The sequence below is a fragment of the Carboxydocella sp. ULO1 genome (genome assembly GCF_002049255.1).
Taxonomy (GTDB): domain Bacteria; phylum Bacillota.
This window is the reverse complement of sequence record NZ_BDLQ01000009.1, coordinates 32,007-49,087: the sequence shown is the minus strand read 5'-3', so window position 1 is coordinate 49,087 and position 17,081 is coordinate 32,007. Positions and strand designations below refer to the sequence as shown.

Below are 17,081 nucleotides of genomic sequence, written 5' to 3'. Positions count from 1 at the left end.
AACAGAAGCAGGGTCAATTTTATTTGCCCGGAAAGGGGACAATAATTTATGAATGGACTGGAGATCAAAAGAGGAGATATCGTGCTGGCCCGGTATTTTTTTAACGACCGGGAGCGGACAGGGCCGGTACTGGTGATTCAGAATAACTGGGGCAACCGGGTCAGCCCGCTGGTAATTGTGGCTCCCATTGTACCCTGTAAACCGGGGGATTGTCTGGATGATCCCCTGCAAGTACCACTGGGGGCAGAGAATGCGGCAGAAACGGGTTTGAAAAACAGTTCGGTCTTGCTTAACGTTATTCTCACCATCGAACGCAAGCGTTTACTGGAGATAATCGGGAGACTGCCCGGGCGGCTGGTGCCCAAAATCGAGGCAGGTCTGAAATTTTCCCTGGGCCTGGAGCAAGGAGGAAACTGATGAAAAACAAAACCGTTGGTTTAATTATTAACCAACAAAAAATGGGAGCAGTGGAAACAGGAAACTATCTCCGCACTCGTCTCAAGGAGCTGGGCTGGCAAATCGACCAGGAGGAGGCCGATTTTGTCCTGGTGTTAGGAGGGGATGGTACCCTCCTGCAGGCCGCAAGGGACCTGGCACCCCGGGGTATCCCTGTTCTTGGTATCAATTTCGGCCAGCTCGGTTTTTTAACGGAAATCGAGGTACATGACCTGGACTGGGCCCTGGAGCGGCTGGCAGCGGCTGCCTACCGGATCGAGGAAAGGATGATGCTGGAGGCCCGGGTACAGCGACAGGGAAGGCTGCTGGAAACCGCTATTGCCTTAAATGACGTGGTAGTGACCAAGGGGGCTTTTGCCCGCCTGCTGCCACTGGATATTTTCGTCAACCGGGAACATGTCTCCACCATACCCGCTGATGGGATTATCGTGGCTTCTCCTACTGGTTCTACTGCCTATTCCCTGTCCGCAGGCGGGGCCATTGTCCCACCCCATCTGGAAGTGCTGCTGATTACCCCGATCTGTCCTCATTCTCTTACTTCCCGGCCCATGGTAGTGGGGCCTGAAGCCGAAGTCATGATCAGAGTGGGTCATTATGAGGGACAGGCTATGTTGACCGTAGATGGACAGCATGGAGTAGTGCTGGAACCGAATGATTTGATCTGTGTGCAACGGGCTGAGGTAAGAGCGCGGTTTATCAAGTTAACGGACCGCACTTTCTTCCAGGTCTTGCGCCAGAAACTGAAAGCGGGTGACCGGTGCAATGTCTAGTCCATTGGCAGGAGCGGTGGCTCTCAGCCACTTCTGGTTGGCTCAGGTAGTACGGCCAGGCGACCGGGCGGTGGACGCGACCTGTGGCAATGGCCATGATACGCAGTATCTGGCTGAACTGGTGGGGGAAAACGGCAAGGTCTGGGCCTTTGATGTTCAGGAGACAGCTATTAGCAATACCAAAGAGCGGCTAGAGGCAGCCGGACTGGCTGCCCGGGTAGAACTGATTCCGGATGGGCACCAGCATCTTAAGCGGTATGTTTCAGAGCCGGTCAAGGCAGTGGTTTTTAATCTGGGTTATTTGCCAGGCAGTGACAAAAGGGTGATTACCCTGGCCGAGACCACCCTTAACGCCCTGCAACAGGCAGTGGAACTGCTTTTACCGGGAGGAATAATTGCTATTGCTATCTATACAGGTCACGCTGGCGGTGAGGAGGAAGCCCGGGAGGTGGAGAGCTGGGCAGCGGCTTTACCCAGATGTTATAATGTTTGGTCACAGCGGCTGTTGAACCGCTCTCAGACAGCGCCCTATTTATTACTGGTGGAAAAAGGAGGATAATTGGCGATGAAGGCAATGCGCCAGCGCCTGATTTTAGATATCATTGAGGAGAAAGTTATTGAAACCCAGGAGGAACTAGCGGAGGAATTGCGGGCCCGTGGCATTGAAGTAACTCAGGCCACTGTGTCCCGGGATATCAAGGAATTGCGCCTGGTCAAGATTCCCACCGGAGATGGGACCTATCGCTATGGTTTGCCCCGGGATTCGGTAATTGAGCACAGTGAAGAGCGAATGCGCCGTATTTTTCTTGATTCCGTAGCTCATATAGACCACTGTGATAACCTGATTGTCATCAAAACCTTGCCGGGAACCGCCCAGGCGGTGGCCTCCACCATTGATGGGGCTCAGTGGGAGGAAATCATGGGGACGGTAGCCGGTGATGATACTATTCTGGTTATTGTTAAACCCAAAGAGGCAACTGAACAGGTGGTAACCCGTTTTAAAGAGATGATGCTGGGATAGGGGGTAGCGATGATGCTCCTCACCTTGTGTATCGAAAATTTTGCCCTGATTGAGAGGCTGGAACTGGAGCTGGCAGAAGGCTTCACGGTTTTTACCGGGGAGACCGGGGCTGGTAAGTCCATTATCATGGATGCCCTTGCCCTTTTGACCGGGGCTAGAGGGGCTACTGAATTTATCCGCCATGGGGCCCAGGAAACCAGAGTAAGCGGGGTTTTTTTGCCAGCTGACCGGGAAGGCTGGGTGGTAAAACTGCAGCAACAGGGGATTGAACCGGAGGAAGACGGCACTATTTTTCTGGAGAGGGTATTGAACCTGAATGGCCGCAGCCAGTGCCGCATTAATGGCCGTTTATTGCCTTTGAACCAGTATCGGGAGCTGATAGGTGGCCTGGCCGAGATTCATGCTCAGCACCAGCAGCAGTTTTTGCTCAGACCGGAACGGCACTTAGAACTGCTGGACCGTTATGCCGGGCGGGACCATTGCCAGCAGGTCAGGCAGCTTGCCCAATTGGCCCGGCGTTATCGCCAGCTGCTGGCAACAAAGGAGGAACTGCAGGCCAGCGGCCGGCAGCGCTGGCGGGAAATAGATTTACTCCGTTACCAGCTGCAGGAAATCGATAAGGCCCAGTTACAACCCGGGGAAGAGGAAGAACTGCTGGAAAGGGTACAATTGCTGGGTCAGGCGGAGAGGTTGGCCCAGTCCTGTGGCAGGGCCTATGAACTGCTGGCGGCAGGAAGTGGCCGTCAGCCGGCTGCTTTGGACCTGCTGGCCCAGGTGATGGAGGAAGTGAAACAGCTGGCTCGCCTGCATCAGGGAGCAACTCCGCTGGCTACTGAGGTGGAGGAGTGCTATTATCGCCTGGAAGAGCTGGCCCGGGAGCTGAACCGTTATCAGGAAAAAATCGAGTTTGACCCGGAAGGGCTGGAACTGGCTCAGGAGCGACTGGATCTGATTAAACAGCTCTGTAAAAAATATGGCAGTACGGTGACGGATGTGCTGGCTTACCGGGAACAGATCAAACTGGAGCTGAACAAACTGGAACAGGCGGAAGAGAATCTGGAGGAAATCCAGCTACAACTGGAACAGCTGGAACAAGAGGGGAAAGAGCTGGCAGAGGTGGTCAATGGGCAAAGAAGACAGGCCGCTATTCTCCTGGCCAGAGCGATTGAAAATCAATTAGCGGATCTGGCCATGGCCGGTTCCCGTTTCTCTGTCCAGCTGTCTCCAACGGAACACTGGAGCCAGAACGGTGGCAGCGATGCGGAATTTTTCCTCAGCCCCAACCCGGGAGAACCTCTGAAGCCCCTGGCCAAAATCGCTTCTGGTGGGGAATTATCCCGGATTTTACTGGCTTTACGCACTGTTTTGCTAACTGAGGAACCGGGAATCACCCTGGTTTTTGATGAAGTGGATGCTGGCTTGAGCGGGGCAGCAGCCCGCAAGGTAGGAGAAAAGCTGGCCCAGCTGGGCCAGCAGTATCAGGTTCTGAGCATCACCCACTCTCCGGCGGTAGCAGGTCTGGCTGATCAACATTTCTACATTTATAAAGAAGTAGTTGGGGAAAGAACTTTTACCCGGGTCAAAACTCTGGCAGCGGAGGAAAGGCTGACAGAACTGGCCCGCATGGTAGGTGGCGAACATACGGGAGAACTTCTGAAAGCGCAGGGCTAAGGCTCTGCGCTTTTGCATATTTAAGTCCCTGAGCAGGCAAACTATGGTCGGAAAAGAATTGGCGGGAAAGGATGAAAAAAATGGAACGCAAAACCCTGCTAGGGATGCTGATGATCTTCCTCTTACTTCTGGGCTGGGGCTGGCACTGGGCAGAACAAAGTTTGCCAGCCATCTCCCGCACTCTGTTCTGGGGGAGCTCCGGGGCAGATGTAAGGTCTGTTCAAGCCAAACTCAAGGCCTGGGGGTATTACACGGGGCCAATTGACGGAATCTACGGGTCATCGACCTGGACGGCGGTGAGAAAATTCCAGCGGGCTAATGGATTGACTCCTGATGGAGTAGTCGGGCCTGCCACTCTGAAAGCTATGGGCCTCTGGACTTCTCCAGCCAGGGCAGTGCGGACCACCACAACAATCAGCCGGGGGCTGATGCGGCGCAATGACCTGACTTTACTGGCTCGCCTGGTACAGGCTGAAGCTGGTGGGGAACCCTATGAAGGACAGGTAGCAGTAGCGGCAGTGGTTTTAAACCGGGTGGCCAGCCCCCTGTTTCCCAACACTATAGCTGATGTGATTTTTCAGCCTCTGGCCTTTGAGAGTGTGTCCAATGGACTGATTAATAGGCCGCCTTCAGCTACAGCCCTGCAGGCAGCCCGGGATGCCTTGAATGGCTATGATCCTACCCAGGGAGCTCTCTTCTTCTGGAATCCCAGTAAACCGGTAAGCAGCTGGATCTGGTCCCGTCCGATTATTCGCCGGATTGGCGACCATGTGTTTGCGCGCTGAGAGGAGATGATGGTATGCGTGGACAGAGAATAGCGATTTTTTTGCTCAGTTTGGGCTTACTAGGAGTAGGCTGGTGGGGCTGGCAGCAAAAAATGATGAAAGAGGACCTGGAAAAACTGTTAAGTAATCACTATCAGCGTTCCTTTTATAATTTAGCCGACCATGTAGGCAATGCCGAGATGCTACTGGGCAAAAGCCTGGTGGCAATGGATCCTAAGGCCAATGCGGCTATACTGGCTGACCTCTGGTATGAGGCGATCACTGCCCAGGAAAATCTGGGTCAGCTGCCATTGAGCAATTCCACCACAGTTAAAACAGCCAAATTTCTAAACCAGCTAGGGGATTATGCCTATTTTCTCAATAAACGCAATGCTGAAGGCAAGTTACCGGGGAAGAAGGAAAGAGAGCAGCTGCAAAAACTCTATCGCCAGGCCCAGAAGCTGAATGCCGAATTGCAGGTGGCAGTCCAGGATGTGCAGGATGGGCGGGTTTATCTGGCCGAGGTGCGCCGGGAAAGCGGCAGTACCCTGGGGCGTCAGGCCCGTAAACCGCAGCCGCTGGATATGAAGCCAGTTGCCAAGGCAATGCAGGATACACCTGCATTAATCTACGATGGGCCTTTTTCCGAACATTTAGAACGGGCCTTGCCGCGGGGCTTAAGCGGGGAAAATATCACCCTGGCCCGCGCTATGGATATTGCTCGCAGTTTTATTGATGGTCAGGGCAAGGTCTGGGAAGTGCGGACTAAAGGGGATGTCAGGGGGAAAATCCCCGCCTTCAGTCTAGAACTGGTGCCGGCCGGGAAAACCTCAGAAGAACGGATAATTATGGACATTAGCAAAAAAGGCGGTAAAGTTATCTGGATGTTACACCGGCGCAAATTGGCTGAACCCGTACTCTCGGCTGAGGAGGCGGAAAAACGGGCAGTAGCTTTTGCCCGCTTGCGGGGTTATGATAACCTGGCACCCACTTATGTTTTACGGGAAGACGGAATTGCCACGGTGGCCCTGGTGGCGGTTCAGGACGGGGTGTTGCTTTATCCTGATCTGGTAAAGATCAAGGTAGCCCTGGACAATGGACAAATCCTCGGCTTCGAGGCTACTGGTTATCTGATGTCCCATATTCAGCGCCAGTTGCCCCCTGTCCTGGTTAAACCGGAAGCTATCAAGAAAAAACTGCCTCCGGAGCTGAAAGTGGAACATATTAAGCTGGCTTTGATTCCCACTCCCAGCCGCAATGAAATTCTCTGCTGGGAAGTGAAAGGCAAACTGGCAGGCGAATTGTATTATGAATATTTTAATGTAAAAAATGGTAGTGTCGAAAAGGTTTTAAAGGTGATTGAGACACAATTTGGTTCACTGACCATGTAAAAATTTGCTGCAGGCTTTTTAGCCTGCATTTGTTTTTCTTTCCCTGTTTTAAAGCGGCAGTATAAGAAAATAAGGAACAGGACAAGTTATGATTAGCCGCAAAAATCGCTTAAAGGAGGTGTCATTTAAAGCAATCAGGTCATAAAGGAGGGAAATAGGGTGAGGAAAGGTATTTTGCTGATTTTCCTGCTGATTTCCGCCTTCATTCAGGCTCCAGTCCATTATTTTTCCGCTTTGCCTACCGCCCAGCAAGCAGTGGTGGGAGAAAAACTTACCCTCGCCATCAACTGGCCTAAAACCTGGCAGCGCTTTTTGCAAATCGTTAATGTTAATTACTCACCGGCTATTTCCTTGCAACAGGGTCAACCGGTTGCCAGAGAACCGGGAGAAGCCGAACTGGCGGTAAAATTGTTTGGGTTTTTACCGTTGCATCGCTTTACTGTCAGGGTTCTGCCGGAGATGCATTTGATACCCGGGGGACAGTCTATCGGAGTATTATTAAAATCCAGGGGTGTAATGGTAGTAGGTTATGCACCTATTACCAGTGAGGGGGAAGAAAAAATATATCCGGGCCGGGATGCCGGGGTGTTAATTGGAGATACCATTCTGGCTATCAATGGGAAAAATATTAACAATGAGAAGGAAATGGCAGAGATAATTACACAAATTGGGCAAAAAGGAGAAAAAGCTATCCTTACTATTGAACGGCGCGGTACCCGGTTACAGGTGGCCGTAACTCCGCGTTTTTGTCCCGAAACCCAGAGTTATCGGATTGGTTTATACATTCGGGATAGTGCTTCTGGAGTTGGCACTCTTACTTTTATTGAACCCAAAAAAGCTTATTTTGGTGCCCTGGGTCATATAATAGCCGATAGTGATACCAGTGAACCCATTGACATCCGGGAAGGCAAGATTGTACGAGCAGTAGTACAGGCCATTCATAAAGGCAAAGAAGGATTTCCTGGAGAAAAATTGGGAGTTTTTGTGGACGATGGCAGCTGGTGGGGTGAAATTACCCATAACACTCAGGTGGGTATTTTTGGCAGAATTTATGGCAAGTTTCCTGCCAGCCGGCCTCTGCCAGTAGTAAGCAATAACCAGGTAGAAACAGGACCGGCCCAAATTTTAACAGTTATAAATGGCGAAAAAGTAGAAGCCTTTACCATCAACATAAAAAAATTGTTGCCCCCTGATCGACCGGATGGTAAGGGAATGGTGGTGGAAATTACCGATCCCAGGCTTTTAAAAGAAACAGGCGGAATCATTCAGGGTATGTCTGGTAGCCCCATAATCCAAAAAGGTCGAATTGTGGGAGCGGTTACTCATGTTTTAGTCAATAATCCCCGTTTGGGTTATGGATGTTATATCGAAAAAATGTTAGAAGAAGCGGGCCTTGTCGAAACCTGGAAAAAAGCCGCCAGTTAGGCGGTAAATTTTTTTGTAGAAATTGTTTATGCAATAAAAGCAGGAATAACCAGTCTAGCGTCGAATGGAATTATAGACAATAAAAAGAAAAAGAAGTGGTGTACAGGGGGCGAAAAGATGATGTACAAAGATGTGAAAATCCTCTTAGTTGATGATAACCGGGAATTTTGTGATATGTTGAGCAAACACCTGACCCGGGATGAGGATTTCATTCTGGTCGGAGTAGCTCATAATGGACTGGAAGCTCTGGAACTAATCCAATCGGAGCAACCAGATTTAATCATTCTGGATTTAATTATGCCTCATTTGGATGGGATTGGGGTACTGGAAAGAATGCAGACCCTGGATCTGCCGAAGCGGCCTAAAATTTTAATGCTTACCGCTTTTGGTCAGGAAACCGTGACCCAGAAGGCAATGCAGCTGGGGGCAGATTATTACCTGTTGAAACCCTTTGATTTCAATGTTTTAAGCCATCGCATCAGGCAAATGGTGGATACCGGCTATACCATTCCTGCCTACACTCCTGTCGCCAAAACCAAAAACCTGGATGTGCTGGTGACCAACATCATCCATGAAATGGGAGTACCTGCCCATATCAAGGGATATCAATATTTACGGGAAGCTATTTTGATGGTGGTGGACCATGTCCATTTGTTAGGAGCGATTACCAAGGAACTCTATCCTGCCATTGCTGAGAAATACAATACCACTCCTAGCCGGGTGGAAAGAGCCATTCGCCATGCTATTGAACTGGCCTGGGACCGGGGCAATGTGGAGATGATGAACAAGTTCTTCGGTTACACAGTTAATAATGAAAGGGGCAAACCCACAAATAGTGAGTTTATCGCTATGATAGCCGATAAACTGCGTATAACTGCCAAAGTTAGCTAAGACAGCGAGGCTTGCCCTCGCTGCTCTTTTTTGCAAGGAGTTGCATAGAGGTAGTAAATAGGGTAAAATCTTTTTGAGGTGAAAAAACCATGGAAATCAAGGGCATTGCCCGTGTGGATAAAAAAACCAAGAACCTGGCCAAAAGAATCAAACCAGGAGAAATTGCGGTTATCAATCACCAGGATCTGGACGAAGTGGCAGCCATGAGCCTGGTTAAAGCCCGGGTAAAAGCGGTGGTCAATGCTGCAGCCAGTATCTCCGGCCGTTATCCCAACCTGGGGCCCAGGGCCCTTTTGCAAAACGGAATCCCCCTGATTGACCTGGCCGGGGAAAGTATCATGGAAACCCTGCGGGAAGGGCAACAGGTGCTGATAAAAGAGAACGGGGAAATTTGGGTGGGCGATAAATTGGCCGGTTTTGGGCAATGGCTGACTATTGATGAAGTGGAACGGCAGCTGGCCAATGCCAAGGCCAATATCGCCGGGGTTCTCAAGGATTTCCTGGAAAATACCCTGCAGTATGCCGAGAAGGAACAGGGATTGATTCTGGGGGAAGTGGCTATTCCGGAAACCAGGACTCAGTTTGCTGGTCGGCATGCCCTGATCGTAGTGCGGGGGCAGAATTACCGGGAAGATTTGCTGGCTATTAAAAGCTATATCGATGAAGTTAAACCGGTGCTAATCGGTGTGGACGGTGGTGCTGATGCCCTGGTGGAGTTTGGTTATTGCCCTGATGTGATTGTAGGGGACATGGACTCCATTTCTGATGAAACCCTGGCCTGTGGGGCAGAGTTGATCGTTCATGCCTATCCTGACGGTCGGGCGCCTGGGCTGGCCCGAGTGCAGCGACTGGGTCTTGAGGCCAGAACTTTTCCCGCTCCTGGCACCAGTGAGGATATAGCCATGCTACTGGCCTATGAAAAAGGTGCTGAATTGCTGGTAGCGGTGGGTACCCATTCCAATTTCATCGATTTTCTGGAAAAAGGCAGAAAAGGGATGGCCAGCACTTTTCTGGTGCGTCTGAAAGTGGGGTCCATTCTGGTAGATGCGCGGGGTGTAAATCGGCTTTATCGGCACCGGCTCAAACCCAGGCATGTGGTGGAAATCGTGGTGGCGGCCCTCATTCCCATCTTTATTATTATCGTCACGGCACCCGCTACCCGCGAGCTGGCGCGCTTGATGTATTTGCAGCTTAAATTACTGCTGGGGATTTAACTGGAGAGGAGTCTTAAGGCAATGTTTGATTTGCGCTACCATATAGTTTCCCTGGTAGCTGTCTTTTTGGCCCTGGGGATAGGGATTCTGATTGGCTCTGCCATGGAAACGGATAATACCCTGATCCAGCAACAAAAGGTATTGACCGATCGCCTGGCGGCTGATCTGGAAAAACTGCGGGGTGAAAACAAGGAGGCCATGGAAAAACTGGCCAAAGAGCAAAAGGAATCGGCACAACAAGAGGAATTTGTTAAAGAGGTTCTGCCGGTTTTGATTAAAAATCGCCTGACTGGCTACCGGGTGGCCATAATCGATACCGGTGATTATGGCTTTAATGATGACTTGCTGGATATTTTGAAAAAGGCAGGGGCGGTGGTAACCAGCACTTCGGTGCTAAGCCGGGATTTCGTGCTGGCTGATCCGCAATTACAAAAGGAAGTAGCGGCTTTTCTGGGAGTAGACCCCAACAGCCAGGCGGCCATAGTTAAGGAAATGACCTGGCAGGTAACCCGGGGTCTGGTAGTTGGAGATAATCTGGCGGTCATCAAGTTTCTGACCGATAAGAAACTGCTTAAAATTACAGGAGCCTACGGGCAGCCGCTGCAAGGGGTGATTATTATCGGAGGCAGTCAGCAACCCCAGACCGCTCAGTTCCGGGTAGAGAATATTGATTTGCCCCTGATTGAAGCCCTGCAGCAAAAAGGGATCGAAATTTTCGGAACCGAATATTCCAGGGTGGCAGTTTCCTACATGAAAAATTATCAGCGTTATAAGATTTCCACTATTGATAATATCGATACTCCCATGGGCCAGGTAGCACTGGTAGCAGCCATGGAAGGACGGCCCGGGGATTATGGTATCAAGGCAACTGCCGGCCGGCTGTTGCCGGATTTGAACAGGGAGGTTAAAAGGATTGTCTTGCCAGGATCGGTACCAGGTGCTGGTGTTAGTACCAGCCCACAATGAGGAAAAAAAGATAGCTGCTACGGTTAAAAGCGCTTTGACCATTCCGGGAGTGACCCGGGTAGTGGTGGTGGATGATGCTTCTACTGATCGCACAGCTGAACTGGCCGAGGTGGCTGGAGCAGAGGTGATTCGCCTATCCCGCAATCTGGGAAAAGGAGGAGCTCTTAACCGCGGATTGAAAGAATTCCGGGAAGATTTGCTTTTGCTACTTGATGGCGATCTGGGGGAAACAGCGGCTGAAGGGGTTAAATTGCTGACTCCTTTACTGGAGGGACGGGCGGAGATGACCATTGCCCGTTTTCCCAGGGCCAGCAAAAAAGGGGGCTTTGGGCTGGTCAAAGGCCTGGCCCGCTGGGGGATCCAGCGTTTAAGTGGCTACCTGCCCCAGGCCCCATTATCCGGACAGCGCGGGCTAACCCGGAAGGCGATGGCGACGGCAGGCGGTTTCGCTGAAGGTTATGGTGTGGAGGTAGCTTTGACGGTGGCGGTAGCCCGGGCGGGACTGCCCATTCTGGAGGTAGAATGCGCCATGACCCATGATGAGACCGGTCGTGATTTGGCCGGTTTTTGGCATCGGGGGCGGCAGTTCTATCACGTAGCGCGCACCCTCTGCTATTTGCACAGGAGGTATAAATAATGGTTTGGTGGATACTGGCTCTTGCTGGTGCAGGTCTGACCAGGTTGATCCTGCCGTCCCTGTTTGCCATCTGGCAGCAAGCGGGTTTTTTGCGTCCCAATTTTCGCGGTGAACAAATTCCGCTGGGGGTTGGGGTTTTTCTGCCTCTGGTCTGGCTGATACTATTGCCAGGGGTAGTTTGGCTGGTTCCTGAGCAGCGGGACCATGGCCTGCAACTACTTCTGGCGGTAACCTTTCTTACCTTGCTGGGTATGCTGGATGATGTGCTGGGGTCCCGCCGGGTAAGTGGGTTAAAAGGTCATCTGGGCAGTCTGTTCAGGGGCAGGATGACAACAGGAGCTTTAAAAGCAGTCATGGGAGGCTGGCTGGGTCTGGTACTGGCCTGGCTGGAATTCCAGCCCCGAACCGGGATTGGGTGGATTCAAACAGTGCTGGCCGGCCTGATGGTAGCCCTTTCTATCAACGCTATCAATCTGCTGGATTTGCGACCAGGCCGGGCGGGCAAGGGTTTTTTGCTTTTTGGCGGTTTACTGGTTTTGCTTTCCGGTCTGGCAGCGGCGGCGGGCTTTTGGCTGGTAACGGCCGGCATGCTGGTTGCCTATCTGCCTGCTGATTTAAAAGCCCGCTGTATGCTGGGGGATACAGGAGCCAATCCACTCGGGGGGATTCTGGGATTATCAGCCCTCTGGGCCTTGCCTGCCTGGGGACAGCTGGGCTGGCTTCTCTTTCTGATCGGCTTTCATTTTTTGACGGAAAAATATTCTTTGACTGAGCTTATTGCCCGCACGCCCTGGTTGGATTATATAGATAGATGGGGCCGGGAGTAACGGGAGGCAGCAAGAGAGGGAGGACTGGGCGATATGGAAATTAGCAGCAGGGAACTGGCAGTGATCCTGGATTCCACCCATGATGGCATGATCGCTGTAAACAGGGAGGGAGCTGTTACCCTCTTCAATGCAGCGGCAGAGCGTTTGACCGGACTGAAGCGGGAAGAGGTAATTGGCCGCAAAGCCCAGGAAGCTATTCCCAATACCAGACTGCATATTGTGCTGGAGACAGGCGTGCCGGAGCTCAATCAACAGCAGCATCTTGGTAAAACCACCATCATAACCAACCGGGTCCCTGTGAAAGATGAAGAGGGACGGGTAGTGGGGGCGGTGGCGGTTTTCCGCGATGTGGGGGATTTTGAAGCTCTGGCAGAAGAGTTGACCAATGTACGGCAAATCAAGACTATGCTGGAAGCCATTATCAATGCCACCAATGATGCGATTTCGGTAGTGGATGAGAACGGCATGCAAATTCTGATCAACCCGGCTTACACCCGTTTGACCGGTTTGACAGAGGCGGATGTCCTGTATAAACCGGCCACAGTGGATATTGTGGAAGGGGAAAGCATGCATTATAAAGTGCTGCGCACCCGGCAGCCGGTACGGGGCGTGCGCATGAAAATTGGACCCAACAAGAAGGAAGTTATGGTGAATGTGGCCCCGATTATCGTCAATAATGAATTAAAAGGCAGTGTTGGGGTTATTCACGATTTATCTGAAATCAAAAAACTGACAGAAGAACTGGAGCATGCCCGCCGTCTGATTCGCCATCTCGAAGCCAAATATACCTTTGATGATATTATCGGTCAGAGTGAGGAACTGAAACTGGCTGTGGAACAGGCGGAAAGGGCGGCAGCTACTCCTGCTACCGTTTTGCTCAGGGGGGAAAGCGGCACAGGCAAGGAGTTGTTTGCCCATGCCATTCATAATGCCAGTACCCGCAGCAGCCAGAAGTTTATCCGGGTCAATTGCGCCTCCCTTACTGATACCTTGCTGGAAAGCGAGCTTTTCGGATATGAGGAAGGGGCCTTTACCGGAGCGGTAAAAGGCGGAAAACGGGGGCTGTTTGAGGAAGCCAACGGGGGCACCATTTTCCTGGATGAAATCGGGGAGATTTCCTTGACCTTACAGGCCAAACTGCTCAGGGTCTTGCAGGAAAAGGAAGTGCGGCGGGTCGGGGGCACCAAGGCTGTTCCTGTGGATGTCCGGGTAATCGCTGCCACCAATGCCAATCTGGAGGAAAAAATCCGGGAAGGCAGTTTCCGGGAGGACCTTTATTACCGGCTTAATGTTTTTCCCATTTTCATTCCCCCGCTGCGGAGGCGGAAACAGGATTTACCCCTGCTGGTCCGTTTTCTGATCGGTAAGTTCAACCGGGAATTTGGACGGCAGGTGGAACGGATCGAACCGGAAGCCCTGAAAGTGCTGGAAAACTACGATTGGCCGGGAAATGTCCGGGAACTGGAAAATGTGATCGGCCGGGCCATTATCAATATGCGCCCGGGAGATACGGTAATTGCCGTCCGGCATTTGCCGCCCCTGGGCCTGGTTCGCCCTCAGGTTGAGGGAGAACACCGGCTACCGGATAGTGGCTGGCAGGGAGAAACCCTGAATGAAATTCTGGCCAGGGTGGAAAGACAGGTAATCTGTGATGTGCTGGCCCAATGCGGTGGCAACAAAACCCTGGCTGCCCGCAAACTGAATATCGCTGTGCGCAGCCTTTACTATAAAATGGATCGTTATGGCTTGCGTTAACCTGCAAAAAAATGCAGATGACCAGAAATCCTGCAATTTATTGCAGGATTTTTTTTGCAAAAGAAAAGACCTGGCCGAATTTGTGCTTGTGGGTATAAGTCCAATCCGGTCAAAACGGGAGTTATACAGCATAAAACTAAAATTTTCAGACAACACTTTTTTGGCATGGCTTTTGCTAAAACTAATAGCTGAAGGGGGAAGTATGATGGCAAAACAGGTAGTACTGGCGATTAACCCGGGTTCAACTTCAACAAAAGTGGCGGTTATTGCAGAAGACGGTACAGTGATCTGGCAGGAAACCTTGCGCTATTCGGTGGCTGAACTAGCATATAGAGAAAATGTTGTGGAACAGCTTCCCCTTCGTCTTTCCGACCTGGAGCGTCTGCTGGCGGAGAAAGGTCTGGGAGGCGGAAAACTGGTAGGTGTGGTTGGACGCGGTGGGTTACTGCGCCCCTTGCACAGTGGCACTTATCTGGTCAATGAGGCCATGCTTGCAGATTTAAGACAGGGCTGGGGAGGCCAGCATCCCTCCAATCTGGGCGGGATACTGGCCAGAATGCTGGCTGACCGTTATGGGGTGGAAGCATATATAGTCGATCCTGTTTCTGTAGATGAAATGATTCCGGAAGCTCGGAGAACTGGATTGCCGGAAATCAGGCGTTTTTCCCATTTACATGCCCTTAATATCCGACGGGCCCTGTTGCGCTGGCAAAAGGAACAATCCTGTTCCCCGCGGGAGTTAACCGGGGTAGCTGTTCACCTGGGTGGGGGCATCACCGTAGCGGCTGTAAGGCAGGGTAGAATCATTGATGTCAGCAATGCCAACCAGGGCGGACCCATGAGTCCGGAACGGGCCGGGGCCCTGCCTTCAGCGGCACTGGCTTACTGGCCGGAAGAGACGGACTATCACTATCCACCCCTGGCCAAAAGGCTAGTCGGGGGTGGAGGACTGGTTTCCTACCTGGAAACCAACAGTTTGGTGGAAGCGGAAAAGCGGGCAGAGGCAGGAGATGAGAAAGCCCGCCTGGCTTTACAGGCCATGGTAAAGCAACTGATTAAGGAAATCGGGGCGATGGCCGCCATTTTAGATACATTACCGCGGTTTTTGCTGTTTACCGGAGGCATGGCTTTTTCCCACTGGTTAATGGAGCAATTGACTTCAGCTTTAAACTGGCTGGCGCCGATAACTGTCTACCAGGGAGAAGAGGAACTGCCAGCCCTGGCTGAGGGGGTTTTTCGTGTCCTGGCCGGGGAAGAATCTGTGCGAATTTATCCTGAAGGAGTGAGCGGTGAGTGATTACCAATTTTGACCAGCTGGTGGAAACTGCCCGCAGTTATCCCTCCCAGCGCCTGGCGGTAGCGGTGGCTCAGGACTGTGAAGTACTGGCAGCCGTCAGGGAAGCCATCGAAGAAAACCTGATTACCGCCCGCCTATTTGGGGATGAGGAGGAAATCAAGAAGGCTGCTGTCAAAGCAGGGCTGGACCTGAACAGGGCTGAGATTGAAGTTATCCATGAAAGGGATCCTGTCAAAGCCAGCCAGATGGCAGTGGTGGCAGTAAAAACCGGACAGGCGGATATGCTGATGAAAGGTCTGGTTCATAGTGCTGTAATTATGAAACAAATTCTGGACAAGGATACCGGGCTACGCAAAAGCAAGGTGCTGAGTCATGTGGCCTTGCTGGAGGGACCAGGACCTGACCGCATCACCTTCATGACTGATGGGGGCATGGTGATCAATCCCAATTTACAGCAGAAGGTTGAGATGATCAATAATGCCGTCGGGGTAGCCAGGGCGCTGGGCTACCAGCAGCCCAAAGTGGCAGTAATAGCCGGGCTGGAACTGGTTAATCCCGATATGCCTGCTACCCTGGATGCGGCTGTACTGGCCAAAATGGGTGAAAGAGGACAAATTCCTCATGCCATAGTGGATGGGCCACTGGCCTTAGATGTGGCTCTTTCCAGAGAAGCGGCTCTACACAAGGGGGTGAAAGGGGAAATTCAGGGGGATGCTCACATCCTGCTGGTACCCAATCTGGAAGTGGGAAATGTGTTGTACAAGACAGCGGTAGCTTTTGGTGGTGTTAAGACAGCTGGAACCATCACAGGGGCCAGTGCTCCTATTATTCTCACATCCCGGGCGGATAGCCACTATGCCAAGTTCTATTCCATTGCTCTCGCCCAGGTGCTGGCCTGGCAAAATCAAAGGAGGTAAGGAGAAATGAGTCTGGAAGTATTTGAGTACATGAAAAAATATGATTATGAACAAGTCGTTCTCTGTTACGACAAGGCTTCAGGGCTGAAAGCTATTATTGCCATCCATGATACTACCCTGGGCCCGGCTCTGGGTGGTACCCGGATGTGGACTTATGCCAGTGAAGATGATGCCATCCTTGATGCCCTGCGGCTGTCCCGGGGTATGACCTATAAGGCAGCTGCTGCCGGCCTCAACCTGGGCGGAGGCAAAACGGTTATTATCGGTGACCCCAGAAAAGATAAGAGTGAGGCGCTGTTCCGGGCTTTTGGTCGCTATGTGGAAAGCCTCAATGGCCGCTATATTACCGCTGAGGATGTAGGCACTTCGGTACAGGATATGGAATATGTACGCATGGAAACCCGCTGGGTAACCGGGGTAGCCAGTGGTTCGGGTGACCCGTCTCCCATGACCGCTTTTGGTGTCTGGAAAGGGATGAAAGCAGCGGCCAAAGAAAAATTTGGCACTGACTCCCTCTCCGGTATGACTGTAGCTGTTCAGGGCCTGGGCCACGTAGGTTATTACCTGTGTAAGTATCTTGCTGATGAAGGAGCCAAACTGGTTGTAACCGATATCTTCCCCGAACGGGTTGAAAAAGTGGTGCAGGAATTTGGTGCCCGGGCAGTAGAACCGGAAGCCATCTATGGCGTGGAAGCGGAGATATTTGCCCCCTGTGCGTTAGGGGCAGTAGTAAATGATGAGACTCTGCCCCAGTTCAAATTCCAGATTATCGCCGGTGCTGCCAACAATGTCCTGAAGGAAGAACGGCACGGGGATGAGCTGGAAGCAAAAGGCATACTCTATGCCCCTGACTTTGTCATCAACGCCGGCGGTTTGATCAATGTGGCTGATGAGCTGGAAGGATACAATCGGGAACGGGCAATCCAGAAAATCGCAGGTATTTATGATAATATCTTGCGGGTATTTGCCATTGCTAAACGGGACAATATTCCCACCTATAAAGCAGCAGAAGTCATGGCTGAGGAACGGATCCGGACAATCGGGCAGGTGCGCAATAACTTTTTGCGCAAGTGAGGAGG

The 17,081-nt window shown here is 51.7% G+C and carries 17 protein-coding genes; all 17 read left to right on the top strand.

Annotation, left to right across the window (positions count from 1 at the left end):
- Positions 1-48 precede the first annotated feature (48 nt).
- The 17 genes from ULO1_RS02295 (at position 49) to ULO1_RS02215 (ending at position 17,076) form a co-directional block, all read left to right on the top strand.
- Positions 49-417, top strand: coding sequence for a type II toxin-antitoxin system PemK/MazF family toxin (locus ULO1_RS02295; RefSeq protein ID WP_078665008.1), 369 nt, complete (start codon positions 49-51; stop codon positions 415-417).
- Positions 417-1,226 (top strand): NAD(+)/NADH kinase, encoded by an 810-nt coding sequence (locus tag ULO1_RS02290; RefSeq protein WP_079932900.1) that lies wholly within the window; start codon positions 417-419, stop codon positions 1,224-1,226. Before ULO1_RS02295 ends, ULO1_RS02290 begins: the two co-directional genes overlap by 1 nt.
- Entirely contained in the window at positions 1,219-1,785 is a 567-nt protein-coding gene (locus ULO1_RS02285) for a class I SAM-dependent methyltransferase (RefSeq protein WP_079906990.1), read from the top strand. The genes ULO1_RS02290 and ULO1_RS02285 overlap by 8 nt, the downstream gene beginning before the upstream one ends.
- A gap of 6 nt (positions 1,786-1,791) precedes the next feature.
- Positions 1,792-2,247, top strand: a complete 456-nt coding sequence (gene argR, locus ULO1_RS02280; protein WP_078665011.1) for an arginine repressor — start codon at positions 1,792-1,794, stop codon at positions 2,245-2,247.
- 12 nt (positions 2,248-2,259) lie between these two features.
- Entirely contained in the window at positions 2,260-3,918 is a 1,659-nt protein-coding gene (gene recN / locus ULO1_RS02275; RefSeq protein WP_159446814.1) for a DNA repair protein RecN, read from the top strand.
- Positions 3,919-3,989: 71 nt separating this feature from the next.
- Positions 3,990-4,703 carry a spore cortex-lytic enzyme gene (gene sleB / locus ULO1_RS02270; RefSeq protein WP_078665013.1) on the top strand — a complete coding sequence of 238 codons (714 nt, stop codon included), beginning with the start codon at positions 3,990-3,992 and terminating at the stop codon, positions 4,701-4,703.
- Between the two features lie 14 nt (positions 4,704-4,717).
- Complete coding sequence (ypeB, locus tag ULO1_RS02265) at positions 4,718-6,073, top strand: germination protein YpeB (RefSeq protein WP_078665014.1); 1,356 nt, start codon at positions 4,718-4,720, stop codon at positions 6,071-6,073.
- 159 nt (positions 6,074-6,232) lie between these two features.
- Complete coding sequence (gene spoIVB, locus ULO1_RS02260; RefSeq protein ID WP_159446588.1) at positions 6,233-7,498, top strand: SpoIVB peptidase; 1,266 nt, start codon at positions 6,233-6,235, stop codon at positions 7,496-7,498.
- 117 nt (positions 7,499-7,615) lie between these two features.
- Positions 7,616-8,389, top strand: coding sequence for a sporulation transcription factor Spo0A (gene spo0A, locus ULO1_RS02255; RefSeq protein WP_079932898.1), 774 nt, complete (start codon positions 7,616-7,618; stop codon positions 8,387-8,389).
- A gap of 89 nt (positions 8,390-8,478) precedes the next feature.
- Positions 8,479-9,603 (top strand): putative cytokinetic ring protein SteA, encoded by a 1,125-nt coding sequence (gene steA / locus ULO1_RS02250; RefSeq protein ID WP_078665017.1) that lies wholly within the window; start codon positions 8,479-8,481, stop codon positions 9,601-9,603.
- A 21-nt stretch (positions 9,604-9,624) separates the two neighbouring features.
- Positions 9,625-10,569, top strand: coding sequence for a copper transporter (locus tag ULO1_RS02245; protein WP_078665018.1), 945 nt, complete (start codon positions 9,625-9,627; stop codon positions 10,567-10,569).
- On the top strand, positions 10,517-11,206 hold the full coding sequence (locus ULO1_RS02240; protein ID WP_079932897.1) for a glycosyltransferase family 2 protein: 690 nt from the start codon (positions 10,517-10,519) through the stop codon (positions 11,204-11,206). The genes ULO1_RS02245 and ULO1_RS02240 overlap by 53 nt, the downstream gene beginning before the upstream one ends.
- Positions 11,206-12,033, top strand: coding sequence for a hypothetical protein (locus tag ULO1_RS02235; protein WP_079932896.1), 828 nt, complete (start codon positions 11,206-11,208; stop codon positions 12,031-12,033). Before ULO1_RS02240 ends, ULO1_RS02235 begins: the two co-directional genes overlap by 1 nt.
- A 33-nt stretch (positions 12,034-12,066) precedes the next feature.
- Positions 12,067-13,788 (top strand): sigma-54-dependent Fis family transcriptional regulator, encoded by a 1,722-nt coding sequence (locus tag ULO1_RS02230; protein WP_079932895.1) that lies wholly within the window; start codon positions 12,067-12,069, stop codon positions 13,786-13,788.
- 205 nt (positions 13,789-13,993) lie between these two features.
- Positions 13,994-15,085: a butyrate kinase gene (gene buk / locus ULO1_RS02225; RefSeq protein ID WP_159446813.1), complete on the top strand. Its 1,092-nt coding sequence runs from the start codon at positions 13,994-13,996 to the stop codon at positions 15,083-15,085.
- The gene (locus ULO1_RS02220) at positions 15,082-16,002 is read left to right on the top strand and encodes a bifunctional enoyl-CoA hydratase/phosphate acetyltransferase (protein ID WP_078665023.1); all 921 of its coding nucleotides are present in this window, start codon (positions 15,082-15,084) and stop codon (positions 16,000-16,002) included. The genes buk and ULO1_RS02220 overlap by 4 nt, the downstream gene beginning before the upstream one ends.
- A gap of 12 nt (positions 16,003-16,014) precedes the next feature.
- The gene (locus ULO1_RS02215; protein ID WP_078665071.1) at positions 16,015-17,076 is read left to right on the top strand and encodes a Glu/Leu/Phe/Val dehydrogenase; all 1,062 of its coding nucleotides are present in this window, start codon (positions 16,015-16,017) and stop codon (positions 17,074-17,076) included.
- Positions 17,077-17,081 lie beyond the last annotated feature (5 nt).